The following is an 18900-nucleotide window of genomic DNA, read 5'->3' on the forward strand; positions in this document are numbered from 1 at the left end:
AATAGTTAATTACATCCGGCGCTTTCAATAATGACCTGGTTATTCACTACGTCAAAGCTGGATTCTATTGTCTGGCATATAAGCCGGATCTTTTCAAGGAATGGAACATCATTTAGCTGGCCCGTAAATGTGCAGTTTTTGAGAAGCTTACGATCATAGACAATTGGCATATGATACGCAGCCTCCAACTGGGTAAGGACGTCGGGAACTGGTGTAAAATCAAATTTGAATGGCTGGCTAATAATAGCTGACGACCCTGTCTCCAGCGGCTGGGTTGCCCTTGTTTCAACCTTATCCGTCTTAGCGTTCAGGTTGAGCTGCTGGTTAACGGCCAGCCGGACTTCCTTTTGAGAAGAACCCGGAGCGTTAACCGGCGTGACCGTTACATTCCCCGTCTTTACTTTCACAAAAGCGTCCGATTCATTCGCAAATGAGCGAATCTGAAAGCTGGTGCCCGTTACCCTGGTCGTCAGGCGATTTGTGTACACGAGAAACGGTTTAGCCGGATTTTTGGCAACTTCAAAGAAACCCTCACCCTGAAGGTAAACTTCCCGAAGGTCATGCGTTGGCCCCATCCGAAATCGAATCTGGCTATTAGCCGACAGCAGTACCGATGATTGTTCGGGAAGGAGGACCGTCATCGACCGGTTAGCCTTATTCTTCACGACTTTCCACTCACCAGTGGGTGTAGCCTGCCTTTCTGTACCTATGCCTGCTAACGACTGAATCGTTGGTTTATCAAGTTGCCACCAGATCAAAACAGATAGAATGCTGGCTGCAGCTACCCAACGTCCCCATTGCCAACTGATCAATGGCTTAACCGGCGTGTAGGTATCAGGAAGCTGATCCAGAATTTGCTGTGTTTTTACGTTTATCTGCTGATCCGTGAGTGACATCTCCTTTCCATGGAGGGTCAGGAATACCGCCACGGCTTGCTCATAGAGATCAAACTTTTCCGGATGTTCAGCCAGCCACTGCTGCCAGACCAACTGGTCTTCCGTACGCTTTTCCAGGACCCATGTCCGAAAAGCGTCATTTTCTAAAAAATCCTCGATAGTAGAAAGATTTCCAGGTGGAAGCAGCATTGGTACTTTTTGGATATTTTTATTGATAGTATGGAGATTCTGGCTTGGGATACCCTTCTTAAAGCAAACTTTTTTTAAGAAAAATGCAGATCATCAAAAGGAGGGGCACCAGCCATTTCGTACGGAGCTTGCTGAGGGCTTTCTGTAAAAAATTGGAAACCGACTGGCGGTTTACATCCATGACTTCGGCGATCTCGGGAATGGACAGGTTTTCGTAGTAGCGGAGATACAGGGCTTCCCGTTCGCGGGCCGGTAGTGCGGCCAGTTGGGCTTGTATCGTATTTGTTAAAATGGATAAGGACTCCTGTTGAATCATCAACGCTTCGGTGTCCGTGTCGTCGGCTACGGCGATTTCCCAGTCCAATTCCTGAAAAGGTAGCCGGTGCTGAGAGCGTACATATTGGAGTATATGATGCCTTAATGCCTTTAAGAGGTAATGCTTTATGGAATCGGTCTGATTGATCTGCAAGCGATTTTGCCAGAGCTGTAGAAAAAGCTCCTGGATACAATCGTCAACCACCGCCCCATCGATCATAAATTTTAACCCATAGTGTCTCAGCACGCGATAGTAGCGATTAACCAACTGGCCTAATGCCTCTTTATCGCCCGTGCGGTATGAGTGCCACAATGCTTGGTCCGGGGTTTGTGAAGTCTTGACGTCCACTTAAATACACGTTGGTGAAAATTTGTATAGTTCTATTCAGTCGTAATCATTTAGCGCAAGCCTGCCTTGAAGAGTTGTGTCCTTTTTTAACCAGGCGCTAAACCAGTATGATCAAAGCCAATGGGCTGCAACCCATAGTTCATGCCTGTAGTTTTCATAAAGAAAGACTTCTGCGAACATAAATTTTATGGCTTCTTTTCTGCCAGCGCACCAGCCATACGTTTATGTGTCTCATAATCAATTGTTTACCTTATTGTGTATATATGACACTATTCAGGACATGTGCTACCTGTTACCGTAGCCCCACAACTACTAGTACCAGTAGCTGTTCAAGCAAAAGCATTCTGACAGACAATAAATTACAGATTGTATAATCGACTTAGCGTCAGACAACAACTAACTATAAGCGTAAGTTAACCTTTTTGTTTCAAGAAGAATACAATTTTACAGCAATATAATCATAGATCATTTACTTTTTTTAACAAATAGAGACTGTATTTTAACATTATTAGAGCCTATGCATCATCGTGACTTATTCAACCAGCGCTTATGGAACAATGACCAAGTATGTAAAGTAGACCGACTTGCTGCCAAATTGGATCAACGTGGAGATTCCCACTGGTCGAGAGGCTTATGCGATCGCACGTGATATCGATAAACCGTTGCTGGTCACCACCTGGACAAAAGCCTGTTTGAGGAAGTAAACCGATATAGTATTCTTTGCCCTATAGCTGAATCCGCCACTTTCGGCTTTGGTTTTCTTACGGATCGACCCCTACCAGCGATCAGCATATTTCTCTTTTAAGTAGGCCAATCGGCCTCGTTTAGTGGCACGAGTGTCCAAAAAACTAAATAGGGGTTCAGCTACTTTTTGTAGGCCTACCATGTGCGAATCATTCAAACGAATAAACAACGCTAAATCAGACAGCTTTTTCGGCGTTCCGCTCTCACTGGCTAACCCATCTTTAGCCAGCCCTCTTGAGATCAGGAGCGCTTCCTCAAAATCCCGGTTTCCGGGTGAAACGGTCACTTTGACCAGGCTTTCCTTACCGGACAGGTTATTAAAAAAATGCTTTTGCCCCGCTTGAATTGTGGCCATCTGACCTTCCTGTAACACGAGCGTCTGATCACCCTGGCCAACGGTTAATTCCCCTTTCAGCACCTCGAACGTTTCCGAAAACAACTGATGGTAGTGCCAGGGTGTACTTTCTCCGGGCAGGATACTGAATTCCAATATAGTGTCCCCCCCTTCCGACGCCGACGAGATCCGCTTAACGTAGGCTCCGTAACTCTCTGGCGGGTTCATACCTATTTCGGGCGTTGACTGCCCTAAAAAATAACAAAGTATCCATAGGGTGACGACAGTGCCCCCATGAATGAGCATGGCCCATAGATTACTGCCGGGGGTATGCCACACGATGAGCATATCGGCGAAGGGAATAAGGGAACCGGCCAGTAAGGTCAGAAACAGGGGTCGTCGGTACTGAGACCAGGCTAGCAGGACAATGATTAATCCGGAGAAGATGTCGCGGATGCCTTTGATGGAATGAAAGGCGTAGTTAGGCTCTTTGTAGTTAAGGCCAAATCCTTGTTCCCCTAGCTCAGGGGCCAGCAGAAAACGACCGCCGATGAAGAGTAGCCCCAAACCAATCAGCAGGCTGATCAGCCTGACCGGGAACGAAATACGTTGCGTTGTCATAACCTTGTGCAGTTGAAAGTACAGCACAAAATTGATGAGCAAACACAACGCCTGCATTCACTCAGGTGAAGAAAGACGGGTATAGTCTTTACCAGACCATCGGGCCCGGATACGGCTCAACGACTGAGGCTTAATTCCCACATAAGAGGCAATATGATACTGAGTAATGCGGGCCGAAAGGGCGGGATATTCATCTAAAAATGCCTGGTAACGTATCTCCGGGGAATCGGTATAGAGCGAGGTAAGCTGCCTAATCGTTTTGACGAAAACCTGTTCGATCACTACGCGACCAAACCGTTCCCCATAGGTCAGTTCGGCAAACAAGCGCTGCAGGTTAGGGAATGAGATAATGACTAACGCTGAATCCTCAATGGCTTGGATAGCCCGCCGGCAGGGCCGTTGCGAAAGAAAGCTTTCATAATCACAGACAAACTCGTTTTCCAAACCAAAGCTATAAATCTTCTCGTCCCCATCCTGATTGATAAAATACCGTACTAAGCCTGTCTGGATGAACCCTACGTGTTGACAAACCTGACCTGCTTGTACAAAATAATCTCCCTTTTCCAGAGACAAGGGCTGGAACAAGGCGTGTAATAGGGCAATGTCCGTTTCACTGAGTGGTACTATCAGTCGTATCTCCTCGATGAGCGTAGTCAGCGGGTAATTCAACATTATTTCTGTTGTATAATCAAGCCATATGCCAGCTAATCATCCAAATCTCGACTTAATCGGTAAGTTCTCAACTACCGCTCCTCTATAAGATACCTGATCTGCTGTATTAACGGGTCTTTAGTGCGGCATCAAACTACGATGGGTCCATTATTTTCCACTAGCTAGTTTCCTGATAACCGGTTTGACTACACCCCCGGTGGATTTGGCTAATTTGTTTTGGCGATGGGTCAGGACCTTTGTATCCACAAAACAATTAGAAGACATGAAAATTATTGTAACCGGTTCGGTAGGTAACATTAGCAAACCCTTAGCCCGGGAGTTAGTCCAAAAAGGACACACCGTCACGGTGGTAAGCAGCCGTACGGACAGACAACGAGAAATAGAAGCACTTGGCGCGAAGGCAGCCATCGGCTCCCTGGAAGACGTCGATTTTTTAACCCGCCTGTTTACCAGCGCCGATGCCGTGTATACCATGGTGCCACCGGGCAACTACCTTGACCCAACACTCGACCTGCGGGCATACTACAACCGTATTGCCCACCACTATGCACAGGCAATCGAGCAGTCTGGCGTGAAACGTATCGTGCACCTGAGCAGCGTTGGCGCTCACCTGAGTGAACATACAGGCAACATACTTTGCCATTATGATGTGGAGCAAATTCTGAATCAGCTTTCCGACGTTGCCATCACCTTCATGCGGCCAACCTCATTCTATTACAACCTGTATGGTTATGCAGGGATGATCAAAACAGTCGGCTATATCGCGGCTAATTATGGGGCAGACGACGTAGTGCCCTGGGTATCTCCAAATGACATTGCGGCTGCGGTTGCCGACGAGTTGGTAACCCCGCTTGCGGGAAGAAAGATACGCTACGTAGCGAGTGATGAATTGAGCTGTAACGAAGTAGCCCGAATTCTGGGCAAGGCTATTGGAAAACCTGATCTGCCATGGATCATCATCTCAGATGAGCAGATGCAAAGCGGGCTGGAGTCGGCTGGCCTATCACCGCTGATCTCGAAGAGTCTTGTGGAAATGTATGCCAGCCAGCATACGGGAGATTTGTCAGCAGACTATGAACAAAACCGGCCGGCGGTAATGGGTAAGGTGAAGATAGTGGATTTCGCCAGCGAATTTGCGGCCGCCTATTCTCAGAATTAATTACCTTGGCCTATGGCACACACCAAACCGCAGCGGTTTAAAACCATAAGCGAATTTCATCACTTCCGGGGCCTACCCCGACCCGAGCACCCCCTGATCAGCCTGGTTAATGCTGAAGATATAAAGCATTCAGGTAGCCGAGTGCCGACAGCCATGGTGTTTGATTTCTATTCGATTGCCCTCAAGAAGAACTTTAACGCCAAGGTAAAGTACGGGCAAACAACGTATGATTTCGATGAAGGCGTGCTGACGTTTATGTCGCCGGGCCAGCTACTTAGTGTAGAACTCGAAGAAGGCAAAGAGTTGGAGCAATCGGGATGGTTACTGTTCATCCATCCCGATTTCCTCTGGGGTACTCCGCTGGCTAAGAAGATCAAAAACTATGCATTCTTTGAGTATACCGTACATGAAGCCTTATTTCTTTCGGACAAAGAAGAAGCTGTCATCAGGAGCATCATCGGCCTTATTGACCAGGAGTACCGGTCCAATATTGATAAGTTCAGCCAGGAACTCATCGCCAGTCAGCTGGAGACCTTACTGACGTACGCAGAACGCTTTTACGAGCGGCAGTTCGTTACGCGGAAAATTCAAGGTCATCAGTTGCTGGATCGATTTGAAGAAATTCTAACGGCAAACTTTAAGAGTGACCGGTTGATGGAAAAAGGTTTGCCGGCGGTAGGTGATCTGGCATCCGCCCTGAATATCTCCTCCAATTACTTAAGCAGCCTGTTGCGAACCCTCACTGGCCTGAATGCCCAGCAGCATATCCACAACCGGTTGATTGAAATAGCGAAAGAAAAACTTTCGACCACCGATCTATCGGTCAGCGAAGTTGCCTATAGCTTAGGTTTTGAACACCCGCAGTCGTTCAGCAAGTTTTTTAAGACCAAGACCCATCTGTCCCCGCTGGCGTTCCGGCAGTCGTTCAACTAACCCAAAGAGACGTCGTATCAAAAAGTGACCCTTAATTTCTTCGATGTACCTGTCATGTACATCGAATGAACGTTGACAGGTAGTAAAAGCCGATTATCGGTAATGATACCTTGCTCCTGCTTGAATTCGGTCAATCAAACGTCCGCTTCAACCCTAAAAATCGAGTTATCTATCGTCATCATGAACGGTCAACTTAAACAAGGGCTACCCAAATCCATTTTTGACTCACGGCAAAAAAGTAGCGGGCTTAGCTCGTTGCTTCACGAAGCAGGCTAAGACCAGAAAGACACTGTCCCGCGACGCCTTTTTGTTGGATTAAAACGTTGAATTTAGGCCCCATATCCACCAATAGGGTATGCCGTATCCGGGCTACGTTTCGGGCGGCCTGAACGATATCCGTTTCTCCGGCATAGGCCTGCTCAATGGAGTCGATCAAGCCCATCGCTAACAGAAAATGGCTTTGATTGGTTAAGCCGCACTTGGTTAAACCTTGTTTGGCCCCCCAATGGGCTAAGGCCGAAAAGTTGATGTAAGTGGTTATATCCTGGCTACCAATCTGCTCGTACAGATTGGTATTGGTCGTATGGTTGCGGTAACAACGCAGCGTTCCCTGACTCCGGCCGGGTTTATAGAGATCGGCGGATTCAAACCCGTAATCAATGGTCATCACATAGCCCCGCTTTAGGGCGGTGGCTACGGTTTGGATCCAACGCACCGCTTGTAGATTAATCTCGGTGCGATAGCCTGGCGACAGGCGAACATCCAGTTCGTTCAGGTAATTGGTAAGCTCCCTGGAGGCTGGCTGTAAAACCTCCTGGAAGCTCGTCGTATAATCAACAAATACCTCCATCAACTGCTGGTCCATAAGCACGGGGTGAACCGCAAATGTATCGACCAGCTCATTAGAGAGGATACATCCACTGATATCCGGTATATCCTCAATCGACTCATGCCAGCTTACTTTTTCGGTTAAATGGCTTCGTTCAATAGCCTGCATGACTGGACTTTTCTCAATGATGCAATAGCGTAACTGGTCATACAGGCTGGCATTGTTTTTTAGGTACAACAGGATATCGGCACATAAGGCACCGGTGCCCGCCCCGTATTCGACAATGGTAAAGGGCTCTTTGCCCAGTATGACCCACATTTCTTCCAACTGTTTACCGATTAGAGCCCCAAAGACGGGGGTCAGGCAGGAACTGGTGTAAAAGTCTCCCGTGGGGCCTATCTTAGTAGCGGGTGAGGTATAGTAGCCCAGGCCAGGATAGTACAGGCACATTTCCATGAATTCCTGAAACGGAATTGGTCCCTGTTGCTTTATTTTTTGGATAATCCGTTCGGGCAAGGTCATGAGTCAAACACAGGGCTTTGTTCAAGTTCCATGAACGCCCCGTATTTATTTGGGTTAGCGTAGCTGAACCAAAAGTTAGCATGTGGCCTGGCAGTTATGAGTTACCAACGGTAGGCGACGAAATGCCTTGGACAGTCAGTAAAAATCATCCTTCTCCTACCCCCTATTGCCTTCAGGAAACCTTCCGATTCGGATTAGGAGACATGCGCACACTTTAATAACTGTCAAGGATATTCAGTGGCATGCGTTTTACTTTTTCCCTGCTTGCTGAGTGGCTATAGCAGCGGGTCATCTATCTATCAATGTGCTCAACACGAGTTGGTAAGGCTCGGCTGACACACTGATTTCTCCCCAAAAGGGGTGGTCCAGCACAACCAGCAGAAAAACTAATAGCCCAATCATTCCCGCTAGTGCCCCCGTTAGTAAGGCATGAAGCCGATAGCTCACGACCACAAAGCAGTATGAAAAGCCGATGGTTGCCACGGCTCCCAATAAGACCACCAGCCAGAGGACACCCGGAACGCCACCTCTGAGGGCCTCCTGCCGCTGCCGGCGGAGGTCAATCAGGGTGTTATAGGCCCGAATCGTTTCGCTATACACCACCAACTGCTCATTTGTAAGGCCCTCTTGACTGAATAAGCGTTTTTGAAACTGGTTCAACACGACCGTTTCCGAATCGGATTGTAGACCCCGGCGCTGGGCGGGCCAGGATTGGGTAATAATCACGGTGAGATAATTCCGTACCTGTTTACGCAGGGCATCACGCGCTGCGTCAGGGTAAGCGGCCAGATCCCGGTAGAGCACCGCGGTGGCGGAGGCCTCCTGCGAAGCGATGATGGAAGCTTGGTTATAGCTGCCCCAGGCGGCCACTGTCAGCAGGCCCAATAAGAGACCATACAGCAGAGATACGGCGGAAAAGAACCATCCCACCGTCCCATTATCAATCGAATCGGCGGCTCCACTTCGGTGCAGACGTCGGTGGATAATAGCCAGCCCCACGAGGGCAGTCAGTAGGAAGAAGGTCACAATCAGCAACCCCAGAAACCAGGTGGGTAGGTTGTACAGCCAGCGCATAGAAGGTGTGTTGAGGTGTAAACAAAAAGCTTTGGTCAAAGCGACAAGCGTCCCCCCAGCGGCTGGGCTTGACTTACTTTCGGTTGGGTGGGGATGGTGCTCCCCTCGCGCTTATTGCCTGCAACCTGGCTGACAACCATCGGGTACGGAATCCTATGGCTTTGCGCTCAATTTAACTTGCTCTGGTTGTTTTAAACGAATCAGATAGCCGCTGATCAGGTTTACCGGGCACAGGATGCGGCTCAGAACCGATTACCGATTCAGCCCGGTCTTACTGGGCCGATAGCGTCTCCTTGTTCATGGTTTTGGCAGATTCCTGATTAATGGTTTCCAGAAATTTACCCGTTACCCAACCGATGTCTGAGTTGCGAATAAATACCACCCGTTTAGGGACACTTTGAGTCGAATAGATCCGTAAGATAGTATCCAGCCACAGAGCGCCCGCAATGATCTGCTTTTCATCGAGGAGGTTCTGCATCGTGTTTACATCCTTCTCAGCCATTCTTTTAAGGGCTGGATCGCTAATGCCGTTTAGATCAGGATGGGTTAAGGCTTGATAATCTGTCAGCGCTAACTCTTTAAAGCGGGCAACATCGGCCAGGGTAATGGGCAAAGCCGTAACGTTTGCCTTCTCGGGATAGAGGTAGGTAAGCAACGCCCAGGTGATGTCCCCACCCACCCCAACGGTCTTACGCTGCTGCAAGCCTTTATTCTGGGTATAAAACTTGGGTACCAGGGCCGTGTCAGCAATGGCCTGAACAACTCGTTGCGCTTCCCGTTTAAAGGCGGTTATGGATAAGGATCGCTTTGCTTCAATCTGGCTGACCAGAGCTTTGGGCCCAAAGGGAACGGTTATAGCATGGAATTTACGGTTAGTGTCGAAGTAACCCCCCATGGTGCCTCCGCCACTAATCTCCAGCGCTGAGGTCGTTGGCCATACGTTGCGCGGAATCGCACCAAGGGTAAAGAGTTCGGCTTCGCGCGTGGGCGTCAGGGTAGTATCGATTTGCTGAACCCCTTTGGGGAGCGCACTCGACAACTGCTTGTATAGCTTGGGCTTGTTATTAATATCGGGCATTTTCACCACACTGCGACCGATCTCGCTGCCGATTACAACAAAAACGCGTTCGTTGGGAATATTGTAACGGCGAATCGAATCGATACAGGTAGTTAAGGCGTCTTTACCGGCCCGCGTAAGTTGATCGGTTTCATTGGGTAGATCGATCCGGGCTTTGATATCTTTCTCGTAGAAGCCATTCACCAGTTTTGTTTGGAAAATGGCTAGCTTGGTGCCGGAGGTGCCAAACTGGATACCGGCGTATAGATTCTTGTCGGCAATCTCCCGAATTAACTCGCCCACTACCCAGACAGAGCCTTCATACCGAAGCTTTCGATAACGGGTACGGGCCAGTTCGAGATAGCGCAAGGCCTCGGGGCGGTTCTGTTGCTCATTATGAGCCAGTCCCAGCAGTTCATAAGTAACCGCTTCCCAGTATAGATCTTTAGTTTTAACCGCTGGCAAGGCGCGCAGGAGTAAATTAATCGCCTGGGGGCTACGGTCGAGTGCTCGAAACGAATTAGCCAGTTTAATCAAATGAACCGCTTCTTTGGTGGTGCGGGCTTGTTGGGCGGTTGCCATCATAGTGCCTGAACCCAGCAAGAAAAGTAGAATACCTAAAATTTTCATAGAACAAACGCGAAGAAGGCGGGCAAGCAGCGGTGCAAGCCAGGCCTATAGATGGCGATCAGTTCCCACTTAACGCTCGGGTAATCTTTTGGTTGAGCCAAGTAAGGGAAGGGTCTGTCCCGACAACGGAAACAGCTGACCACTCCGCAAGGGTGACGTGCTGGTCACCTCCCAGTAAAGCGCCTAGGCAAACCGATAGCCCCGCTCATTTGGTAGCGAAGATTGGCCCGTTCCGCGTAGGGCTAGTTAGCTGCCCCGATGGCGGTTTCCTTCGCGACACCTTCCCCAGGGGGTAAGCCGCAGCTTAAAAAGCCAATCAACAACGAGCCGCTTGTAACCGATCCGCCTGGAAGGTTCGACCCGCCCGTTCGGACGCACTTAGAACCGCTGGCTTGCCTTTGGTCTGCTGATAATCAACTGCATTCGGCAAATACATACTGACCTGACCCTAACGGTATAGCAACCCGTCTTACTTGAAGTCAACGTTGTAGGTCAGACTCGGAATAGGCGCCCCGAAGATGCTTAGCCGGTAAGGATTAGTGGCCTGCCCCTCCGTTTGGTAAAAAATCGAATACACATTCTTCCGTCCGTACAGATTGTAAACCGTAAAGGTCCAGTGCCCCTGCCAGCGCCGGTTCTTCATACTCGGATTGTAGATGTTCCAGGCAAAATCCAGCCGATGATAAGCAGGTAACCGGTTTTGATTCCGCTCATCGTAATAGGGATACGTCCGGCGCTGATAACGAATGAAGCCTTCCGGTGCCGTATAGGGGCGGCCCGTGCTGTAGGCAAAGTTGAACGAAAAGCTGTGGTGTTGCCCCTGATTGAGAGTCAGGCTCATGTTCAGGCTATGGGGCCGGTCATAATTGGCTCGGTACCAGTTGCCCCCGTTGATTTGCTCCTGAAAGTTAACGCCGGTATTTACCTGATTCAACGTACGAGAATAGGTGTAATTAATCCAGCCGGTCAATTCCCCTTTCTTCTTCGACACCATGACTTCCGTACCGTAGGCTTTACTACGACCAGCCAGTAACTGGGTTTCGGGGTAGGGCTGTAGTAGAAAATCAGCCCCGGGCTTATAGTCCAGGACATGCTGCGTACTACGCCAGTAGACCTCCGCCGAGAGTTCGAAAATGTTATTCTTCGAATTTATAAAATAACCTCCAGACCACAACTGGCTCACCTGGGGTTGAATGTGCGCGTCCGCTGTTTTCCAGCGGGCCGTCGGCAGGGGTGTGGTTGTATTGGTGATCACCTGCAAATACTGTCGCATCAGATTATAACCCAGTTTAACAGACGAATTAGGCGTCAGGGCGTAGCGCAGACCCAACCGAGGTTCCAGGCCACCGTACTGTTTACTGACCTGCCCCGCGCCGTACACACTTGAATCTACTACCATCATCGCATCGGCCACCTCACCCGTAGCCGGGTTACGGTATTGGCGGACCACCGACGGCCCCAGATTTAGAAAATGGGAGTAGCGCAGTCCAGCCGATACGGCCAGCTGATCGGACAAACTAATCTCATCTTCGGCATGAATACCCAGTTCCAGTGCGTTTTCAATTGGTGTCTGCTGGTAATTGACCGCCAGACTGGTACCCGGAATCAACTCGCCGGGGTTTAGTCGATAATGAGTAGCACTAAGGCCAACTTCGATCTTTTGCTTAGCTAACTGGTAGTTGAGGTTCGACTTGATCTGCCGTTGTAGCAGCGCCTGTTTCAGTACCACTTGATTGTTGGTCGTATCTTCGGTGGACAGGATGCGGGGAATATACTGAGCGACCAGGGCGGTCGTTTGCACATTTACCCGGTCGTTAACGGCGTGAAACCAGCGCACCATACCGTTGGCTGTTTGCTGGGCGTACTGCGTATTGACCGCATTCACATTGGCCAGACTACCTACCAGATCAGTCTGAAACAGATCCTGGCTGTAATAACCCATGGCGGTCACGGTGTTGCGGTCATTCACGCGCCAGAACAGCTTGGCCGTTCCATCACCGAACTTGGCCCGAATGTTGTCAAAGCGGGAGGAAACCGCCCGTAACAGAAAGTCATTGAACGCCCCCCGGCCCGAAACCAGCAGGGCTACCTTACCGGCTACGATGGGTGTCTCAAGCGTGAATCGGTTCGCTACTAAACTTACCCCTCCACTGAGATGAAGTTGATTCAGATCAGGATTTCGCAGGCTAATATCGAGTACCGAAGCGGCCCGCCCCCCGTAGCGGGCTGGCACATTGCCTTTATACAGATCCAGCCCACTAACGGCATCAGCCGGAAAGACCGAAAATAGCCCAAACATGTGGGTAGGGTTAAAAATGGGGGTCTCATCCAGTAAGATCAGGTTTTGATCCGTTGTGCCCCCCCGGATGTTGAGGCCATTGGCCGCTTCGCCCACACTGGTCACGCCGGGCAGCATTTGCAGACTACGCAGAATATCAACCTCGCCCAGGGCTGCGGGCATTTTTTTAAGCGTCGAAATGTTAATCTGACTAACCCCCAACAGGGGCTGACGAACGTTTTGATCGTAGCCTTTGCTGGTCACGACCACCTCTTCCAGCTGACTCGATACGGACGGGATACTGACGTTCAGTACGGTGTTTTCGCGCAGGTAAAGGGTAGTTCGGTAGGGCAGGTAGCCCACGCTTCGAATGACGACGATATGCTTTCCCGAAGGCAGGCTAACCAAAAACTGCCCCTGCTCATTGGTATAGGTGCCTTTGCCGATTTTTTCATAATCGATCAGTACGGTAGCACGAGGCAACCCTCGACCCGTAGCCGAATCACGGACGGTACCGCTAACCGATAGTAGCCCGTTGCGGCCGGTCGACTCTCCGGGTGTTTTATAAACCGTTCTCACTTCGTTAGGCCGGACTGGTGCGGGTGACTGTTGGCTTCCTGCCGGGGCTCCTACGGCCACCGTCGTTTTTGGCTGAGGAGACGCAAGCAGAACAGCTGGTGGCCCATTGGGTATGGCCACATTATCCGGGGCTACAGTCTGATGGGATTGAGCCACAACCGGCTTTTGCCAATAGCCTTGCCTGTTTAACCAGCCTATCCATTGATCCAGCCAGGCATCAGTGACTGTATATGGCGGGGAAACACCAGCGGGTTGGTTGCTCAGGGCATAACTATGCAACTCCGCCGACCGGCCAGCCCGTAGCCACTGTTGGTATAATTCAGCGGTCTGGATAGCGGTCTGGCGGGCATTCTCACTTGTCGCCCCTGACATAGCGGCAATAAACAGGACTGGAGCATCGGCTGGAACCGACTCGGTGGCTATGGTACCCACCTCAGCCTGAAGAAGGCTCACAAAGTTAGGGCTGGTTGTTTTAGTACGGTCGTAAACCAGCCGCAGCGCCAGCGTCCCGCCCGTTGATACGCCCAGTACGCCAACCTGATCCGGTCTGATGCCAAGTTCGGCTGCGTGTTGGCGCAGGTAGCCGAGGGCTTGTTTGCCGTCAGCAAGGGCCATGGCTAGTGCATTCAGCGAATCTTGTGGACTCAACGCTGGCTCCTGCCTCACTGCGGTCAACGAGGAGTCTTGAGCCAGTCTGTAAGGCAACACAAAAACCGTTATACCTAGTGCGGTTAGTCGGGTGGCCAAAGCCATACTTTCCTGGTCCACGGACCGAGTGGGCCATCCAATCTTCGGAAAAATAAGCACGGCAGTACCCGTTGCCAGTGCTGAGTCTGGCAAAAAAACCGCCAGCCTTGGTACAGTTGCCAAAGTCAACACGTTATTTTCCACCAGGCTGCCCGGTATTACACCTTCGGTTCCGATACGGTTAACGGAAGCCGGTGCTTTGCCGCCGGGCAGTTGATTCACGAATTGCGCCCAGACGACGTGACTGGCAAGCAGATTTAACCCTAGAACGAATACTATATATTTCATCACGAGTTTTAACTGGGTTCAGCATTATATATTCTTCCGTTTCGATCTGGGCCTTTGCTGGTTATGACCACCTCTTCGAACTGGCTGGAAACGGCAGGCAGTTTAACCGTCAGGGTTATATGCTCCCGCAGATTGAGCGTAGTTCGGAAAGGCAGGTAGCCCAGGCTGCGCACCACCACAATGGGCAGACAGGATCGGGTATCGGTGGCGAGAAAGCCCTGCGCGTCGGTGTAGGTGCCCGTTGTCACCTTATCATAATCGAGCACCACCGCGGCCTGCCCAATGGGTTGTCCACTGGCCGAATAGCGGACGATGCCCGACAGGGTATAAGTCGGTTGAGCAACGACGGGGCTCAGGGAAAGAGTAAATACCAGGCCAACCAGCAGGCGTAATAGCATAGGCACATTGAATAGTACAAGGTTTATTACTGGATGCCAAGTCAAAAAATTAATGCGGTAGGGACAAAACTCTGGGTTGCTTAACTCTATGCACGACGTATTGAGTACCCTTGCTTTACTACCAGTCTAGTTGCCCCGGATGGGGTCTAATCCTGGAGATGTTTCCTGGCCTATCCACCCTTATATACTAAAAATCAGTTTCGCCAGCCAGCAGGCTTAAAAGGGGTGCGGGTATCACTGGCGACACAAACGGCGGAGGGAGGACGATTACCCAGGGGAGGCTCATTGATTGGGTCGTGACCGTTGAGGGCTTGAAATAAGCCGGGAGCAGAACCCGACGCATCACGTCGGGTTAACCAGTATTGAACGGTAGAGACACTTGATACGGCGAAATAACCCACCACGGGTTCATTTCTCTGCGCCACATTTTGCACGTTGCCTACTAACAGAGCCGGCTGACCACTGGCCACACCGCCGGTAGCCTGAGTCTGGTCATTCAGGCGTTCGAGGTAGTCGTACGCTTTTTTGGTTAACGAGCTTTGTCTAACTTCAACCAGGCTAGCCTCTTTCGAGTACAGCGGTACCTGGCCAATGAGCAGACTTTTGACCGGATTGCCGTTGCTGAACTGGTCACTGAATAAAACCAGATTGTTACTGTAGATGATTTCCCAACAGGCCGTTCGACAATTGTAGTCATAATTAGGGAAGGAGGCGTTTAAGGTATTGTTTACACAATCTTCCAGCAGATTGCCTTGATTATCTCTGATCTGGTAGAGTCCCTTGTTGCAACTGCGGCACCATTCCTGGCGCTCCCAATCAATCCAATCCCAGCGATAATAATTGGTTTGATCCCCGGGGTCGGTAAAGTCCACGTAGAAATCATGAGCGGCCGAATAGGCATTATTCAATCGTTCAATTCCACTTAAACTAGTGGGATTAAATTGGGCGCGAACCTGCCCGATGGGCGCCACGGGCTGTAGTTGCTCCGGCGTTGATTCGTACCGGGTACCATCCGATAACGTGAACTTGAGTTGGTAAACATGGCCGGTTAGCCCCTTGAAGTCAGCGGGCAGTTGATAGCGGCCATCGGTTGTTTCCTGGGCGATCACGACATTCAGGGAATCAACGAGAATCTGGACGTTGGCCCCGGTGAGGGGCACGTAGCCGAATCGACCGGTAATTACATCCGCTTTGGAGCGATTAAGCCGAATAACCTGGGTCTCTGCCTTATCGGTAAGGGTGCAATCAACAATTAAAACGTCCAGCGAACTATTGATCGGTAAGTCAACCGGATCCACACAGGTAAGCAGGCTGAAGCCCATGCTTAAACAAATCACCACCTTCACCGCCAATGAGCGCATATCCAGACAAAAACGATCCATCTACCAAAGAAAAATAAAAGGTCTCCCCACGTCTAAGGGCACCTTATTCAGAAATACGCGCCTGCATTGGGTAAACTACTTGTAAATAAAATTTCTTTATTACCCAACAGGACCCCAGCGCGTACATGGCCAGACACCGTATTTATCCTCGTTTAGCAGCTTGGGCACCACGTTTGTAGTGTTGGCACCCTGGGCCCAACCTCAAGATTTTTTGGCATGGACTACATCAACTCTACACCACAAACTCGTAAAAGGCTTAAGGCAATCTAAAAATAAATTTGAAATTATGTTCATCCATGGATATAGAGGAATTATTGAGCGTAATCTTATCCCTTCCCCCTTTCTATGGGCAGTTGGAGCGGCTTTTGCTTCACCAAAAATCCCGTAACTGTAGGATACCAGAAACACCATGAAGGTTAGTTACCTTCCCAGTCCTGGAGATATAGTCTTGTACCGTAGAACTTCATCAATTCATCAAATAGATGCTCTTTTTCAACCACAAACAGGGTATCCTTACAGCCAGGCCAGAAAGCTTGTTGGATATCAAGAGGCATTTCTATCCAGTCGTTGATAAGGGGTAAAAAGGGCATCGAGATCTCAGGACCAGGATTTAAATAATTCTGATGGTGTAAGTAAATAGTGTACATGTCTTTGATGTTTCAGTATGAAATAGGAAATTTTTGGCAGGCTTGACGGGTTCAATCCGGGGCGGGCGGAGAGTTATTGGTGGATTGCCGATCCCTGACACGTGACAGCCCTGTATGGCTGGTTTCCGTTCAGGCCCATGAGTCAACTCTTTAAAGCACTCCTATCCTGTTTCTGTTTCGTGCTATCAAGAATTCTTTATTCTCGCGTGTCCTTACCCCTTCAGGTGAGCTAATGTTGACCGGACTTTAAGCCGCCTGCCGGTGTTGGAATGGCGTCATAAATTTTAACGCCTGATGGGGCCACTTCTTATTCTATCCTATCTACCTGGCATAAACCGGCGCCCTTACGCCCGGCTGTAAAACATAGTAGCATTCAGCATAATCCGTATGTTACTCAGTATAGTTGACAGGTATTAAACGTGATTTCGCCTACCAATACCCCTCTCCTGGGAGATAACCGTTCGGTTAAACGTCCGATTCCAACCTAGACCCTGTGCGCAAATTTTAATAGTTGTGAAAGGTAATCCATAGCATACGCCTTCATCCTATTATTATTCTGGTTCCCCTCATTTATGTCTTACTACGAATGCTGATTTCAAAACAATCGCAGGGGCTTTCTGAAATTATTGAGCCTTAACTTGTGTATACATAGCAAGTTTGAACCGGATAGAATGAGTTGGGTTCTTCAGTTAGCAAGTTTGCATGCTATCCTATACCACAGTATCCCTGATTGCTTTCACCTTAATGACGCCTGATGTCTAAAAAGAATTATTTCTTTCTTATCCTAATTTTAGGGGGTTTAACGGCTCTAGGGCCGTTTTCAATTGATATGTACCTACCGGGGTTTCCCGCCATTGCCAAAGATTTGCATACAACCGCTGCGAAAGTCTCTCTTTCCCTATCCGGATTTTTCGTTGGAATTTCGCTGGGCCAGCTACTTTATGGGCCATTGCTCGATCGATTTGGGCGAAAAAACCCATTGTATATTGGGCTGATCCTATACATACTTGCATCTGCTGGCTGCGCGTTTACGGCCAGTATCAATGGACTGATCTTAATGCGTGTCATACAGGCCATTGGAAGTTGTGCGGCAGCGGTAGCATCAGTTGCCATGGTGCGCGATTTGTTTCCGGTGAAGGACAACGCAAAGGTGTTCTCTCTTCTACTGCTGGTCGTGGGTGCTTCACCAATGATCGCGCCAACAATTGGTGGCTATGTCACCGCTGCCTTTGGATGGCAAACTGTATTTGTCATTCTCACAGGAATAGGTATAGCTATTTTGATCGCCGTTTTCTTCTGGTTGCCTACCAGCTACAAACCAGACGAATCAATTTCGCTGAGGCCGAAACCGATTTTGCTCAACTTCTGGGCTGTATTGCGTGAACCCCAATTTTACACTTATGCGTTTACCAGCGCCATCGCCTTTTCCGGACTCTTTGCCTATGTTTCCGGCTCGCCGATTTTGTTTATGGACGTATTTCATACCGATGAAAAAGTATATGGATGGATATTCGCATTTCTTTCCGTCGGTTTCATCGGATCAAGTCAGGTAAATACAGCCCTGCTTCGAACCTATAAGAGCGAGCAAATTATTAATGTTGCGTTGATTTGTCAGGTAATCATTGCCTTGACTTTTTTGACGGTAGCCATAAATGGTTGGCTGACGCTTTCTACCACCATTGTTTTCCTATTCCTGTTTCTTTGTTGCATCGGTTTTACAAACCCCAATGCTGCTGCGTTATCGCTGGCTCCTTTTACCAAAAATGCCGGAAGCGCTTCGGCACTGATGGGTGCTTTACAAATGGGAATGGGAACGTTGATTTCTGTTTTCATAAGTATGTTCGAAGTTCCTTCCGCACTCCCGATGGTAATGGGCATGGCTGGCACTGCCACAATAGCCCTGCTGGTATTATGGACAGGGCGAAGGAGGATAGCCATTCCGGTTGACGTTCAACAGGACGCAGATACCCCCTTATTTCATTAGTTGCTCTATAGCAGAACGAAAAGCAGCTTTTGTCAAAATCTATACGCTATGGATTAAAGTTGACACTTAATGAAACTGTTCCACTAACAGCTATTGCTCTCTCCTGCTCAAAATTGCTCACTTAACCGTCTAATTTAGATCGTGTCACCATGAGCAAATACTACTAGTACTTGTCCAATTTAATTATTAGAATAATCTGATTTATTCATAGGATTGACCTGCTCATACCATCGTTTGAGTTTATCTTCAGCCGTAGCCACCGTGAAACTCCAA

14 protein-coding genes are annotated in these 18900 nt (G+C 49.3%); 3 read left to right on the top strand and 11 right to left on the bottom strand.

Translation table 11 applies throughout. From position 1 onward, the window contains the following. Positions 1-5 precede the first annotated feature (5 nt). The 4 genes from FH603_RS07815 to FH603_RS07830 form a co-directional block, all read right to left on the bottom strand. Positions 6-1085: a FecR family protein gene (locus tag FH603_RS07815; RefSeq protein ID WP_186736903.1), complete on the bottom strand. Its 1080-nt coding sequence runs from the start codon at positions 1083-1085 to the stop codon at positions 6-8. A gap of 58 nt (positions 1086-1143) precedes the next feature. Further along, positions 1144-1713, bottom strand: coding sequence for an RNA polymerase sigma factor (locus FH603_RS07820; protein WP_208493165.1), 570 nt, complete (start codon positions 1711-1713; stop codon positions 1144-1146). An 811-nt stretch (positions 1714-2524) separates the two neighbouring features. Next, complete coding sequence (locus FH603_RS07825) at positions 2525-3448, bottom strand: DUF4267 domain-containing protein (protein ID WP_186736905.1); 924 nt, start codon at positions 3446-3448, stop codon at positions 2525-2527. Between the two features lie 57 nt (positions 3449-3505). Continuing rightward, on the bottom strand, positions 3506-4120 hold the full coding sequence (locus tag FH603_RS07830) for a Crp/Fnr family transcriptional regulator (protein ID WP_186736906.1): 615 nt from the start codon (positions 4118-4120) through the stop codon (positions 3506-3508). 262 nt (positions 4121-4382) lie between these two features. On the opposite strand from FH603_RS07830, the gene FH603_RS07835 reads away from it, so the two are divergent. Further along, positions 4383-5279, top strand: coding sequence for an NmrA family NAD(P)-binding protein (locus FH603_RS07835; RefSeq protein ID WP_186736907.1), 897 nt, complete (start codon positions 4383-4385; stop codon positions 5277-5279). A 12-nt stretch (positions 5280-5291) separates the two neighbouring features. Continuing rightward, positions 5292-6212 carry a helix-turn-helix domain-containing protein gene (locus FH603_RS07840; protein WP_186736908.1) on the top strand — a complete coding sequence of 307 codons (921 nt, stop codon included), beginning with the start codon at positions 5292-5294 and terminating at the stop codon, positions 6210-6212. Positions 6213-6459: 247 nt separating this feature from the next. Here the strand turns inward: FH603_RS07840 and FH603_RS07845 are convergent, their stop codons facing one another. From FH603_RS07845 to FH603_RS07875, 7 genes are all read right to left on the bottom strand, one after another. Next, on the bottom strand, positions 6460-7563 hold the full coding sequence (locus tag FH603_RS07845) for a class I SAM-dependent methyltransferase (RefSeq protein ID WP_186736909.1): 1104 nt from the start codon (positions 7561-7563) through the stop codon (positions 6460-6462). 288 nt (positions 7564-7851) lie between these two features. After that, a complete protein-coding gene (locus FH603_RS07850) occupies positions 7852-8637 on the bottom strand; it encodes a bestrophin-like domain (protein WP_186736910.1) in 786 nt (261 codons plus the stop codon). 271 nt (positions 8638-8908) lie between these two features. Continuing rightward, the gene (locus FH603_RS07855; protein ID WP_186736911.1) at positions 8909-10324 is read right to left on the bottom strand and encodes a tetratricopeptide repeat protein; all 1416 of its coding nucleotides are present in this window, start codon (positions 10322-10324) and stop codon (positions 8909-8911) included. A gap of 469 nt (positions 10325-10793) precedes the next feature. Then, positions 10794-14216 carry a TonB-dependent receptor domain-containing protein gene (locus tag FH603_RS07860; RefSeq protein ID WP_186736912.1) on the bottom strand — a complete coding sequence of 1141 codons (3423 nt, stop codon included), beginning with the start codon at positions 14214-14216 and terminating at the stop codon, positions 10794-10796. An 8-nt stretch (positions 14217-14224) separates the two neighbouring features. Continuing rightward, positions 14225-14614 (bottom strand): peptidase associated/transthyretin-like domain-containing protein, encoded by a 390-nt coding sequence (locus FH603_RS07865; RefSeq protein WP_186736913.1) that lies wholly within the window; start codon positions 14612-14614, stop codon positions 14225-14227. A gap of 194 nt (positions 14615-14808) precedes the next feature. Next, on the bottom strand, positions 14809-15996 hold the full coding sequence (locus FH603_RS07870) for a DUF4249 domain-containing protein (protein WP_235985619.1): 1188 nt from the start codon (positions 15994-15996) through the stop codon (positions 14809-14811). A gap of 416 nt (positions 15997-16412) precedes the next feature. Next, the gene (locus tag FH603_RS07875; protein WP_186736914.1) at positions 16413-16643 is read right to left on the bottom strand and encodes a hypothetical protein; all 231 of its coding nucleotides are present in this window, start codon (positions 16641-16643) and stop codon (positions 16413-16415) included. Positions 16644-17397: 754 nt separating this feature from the next. Between FH603_RS07875 and FH603_RS07880 the strand changes: the two genes are divergently transcribed. After that, positions 17398-18627: a multidrug effflux MFS transporter gene (locus FH603_RS07880; RefSeq protein WP_186736915.1), complete on the top strand. Its 1230-nt coding sequence runs from the start codon at positions 17398-17400 to the stop codon at positions 18625-18627. Positions 18628-18900: the final 273 nt, after the last annotated feature.

Source organism: Spirosoma utsteinense (genome assembly GCF_014282275.1).
Classification (GTDB): domain Bacteria; phylum Bacteroidota; class Bacteroidia; order Cytophagales; family Spirosomataceae; genus Spirosoma; species Spirosoma utsteinense.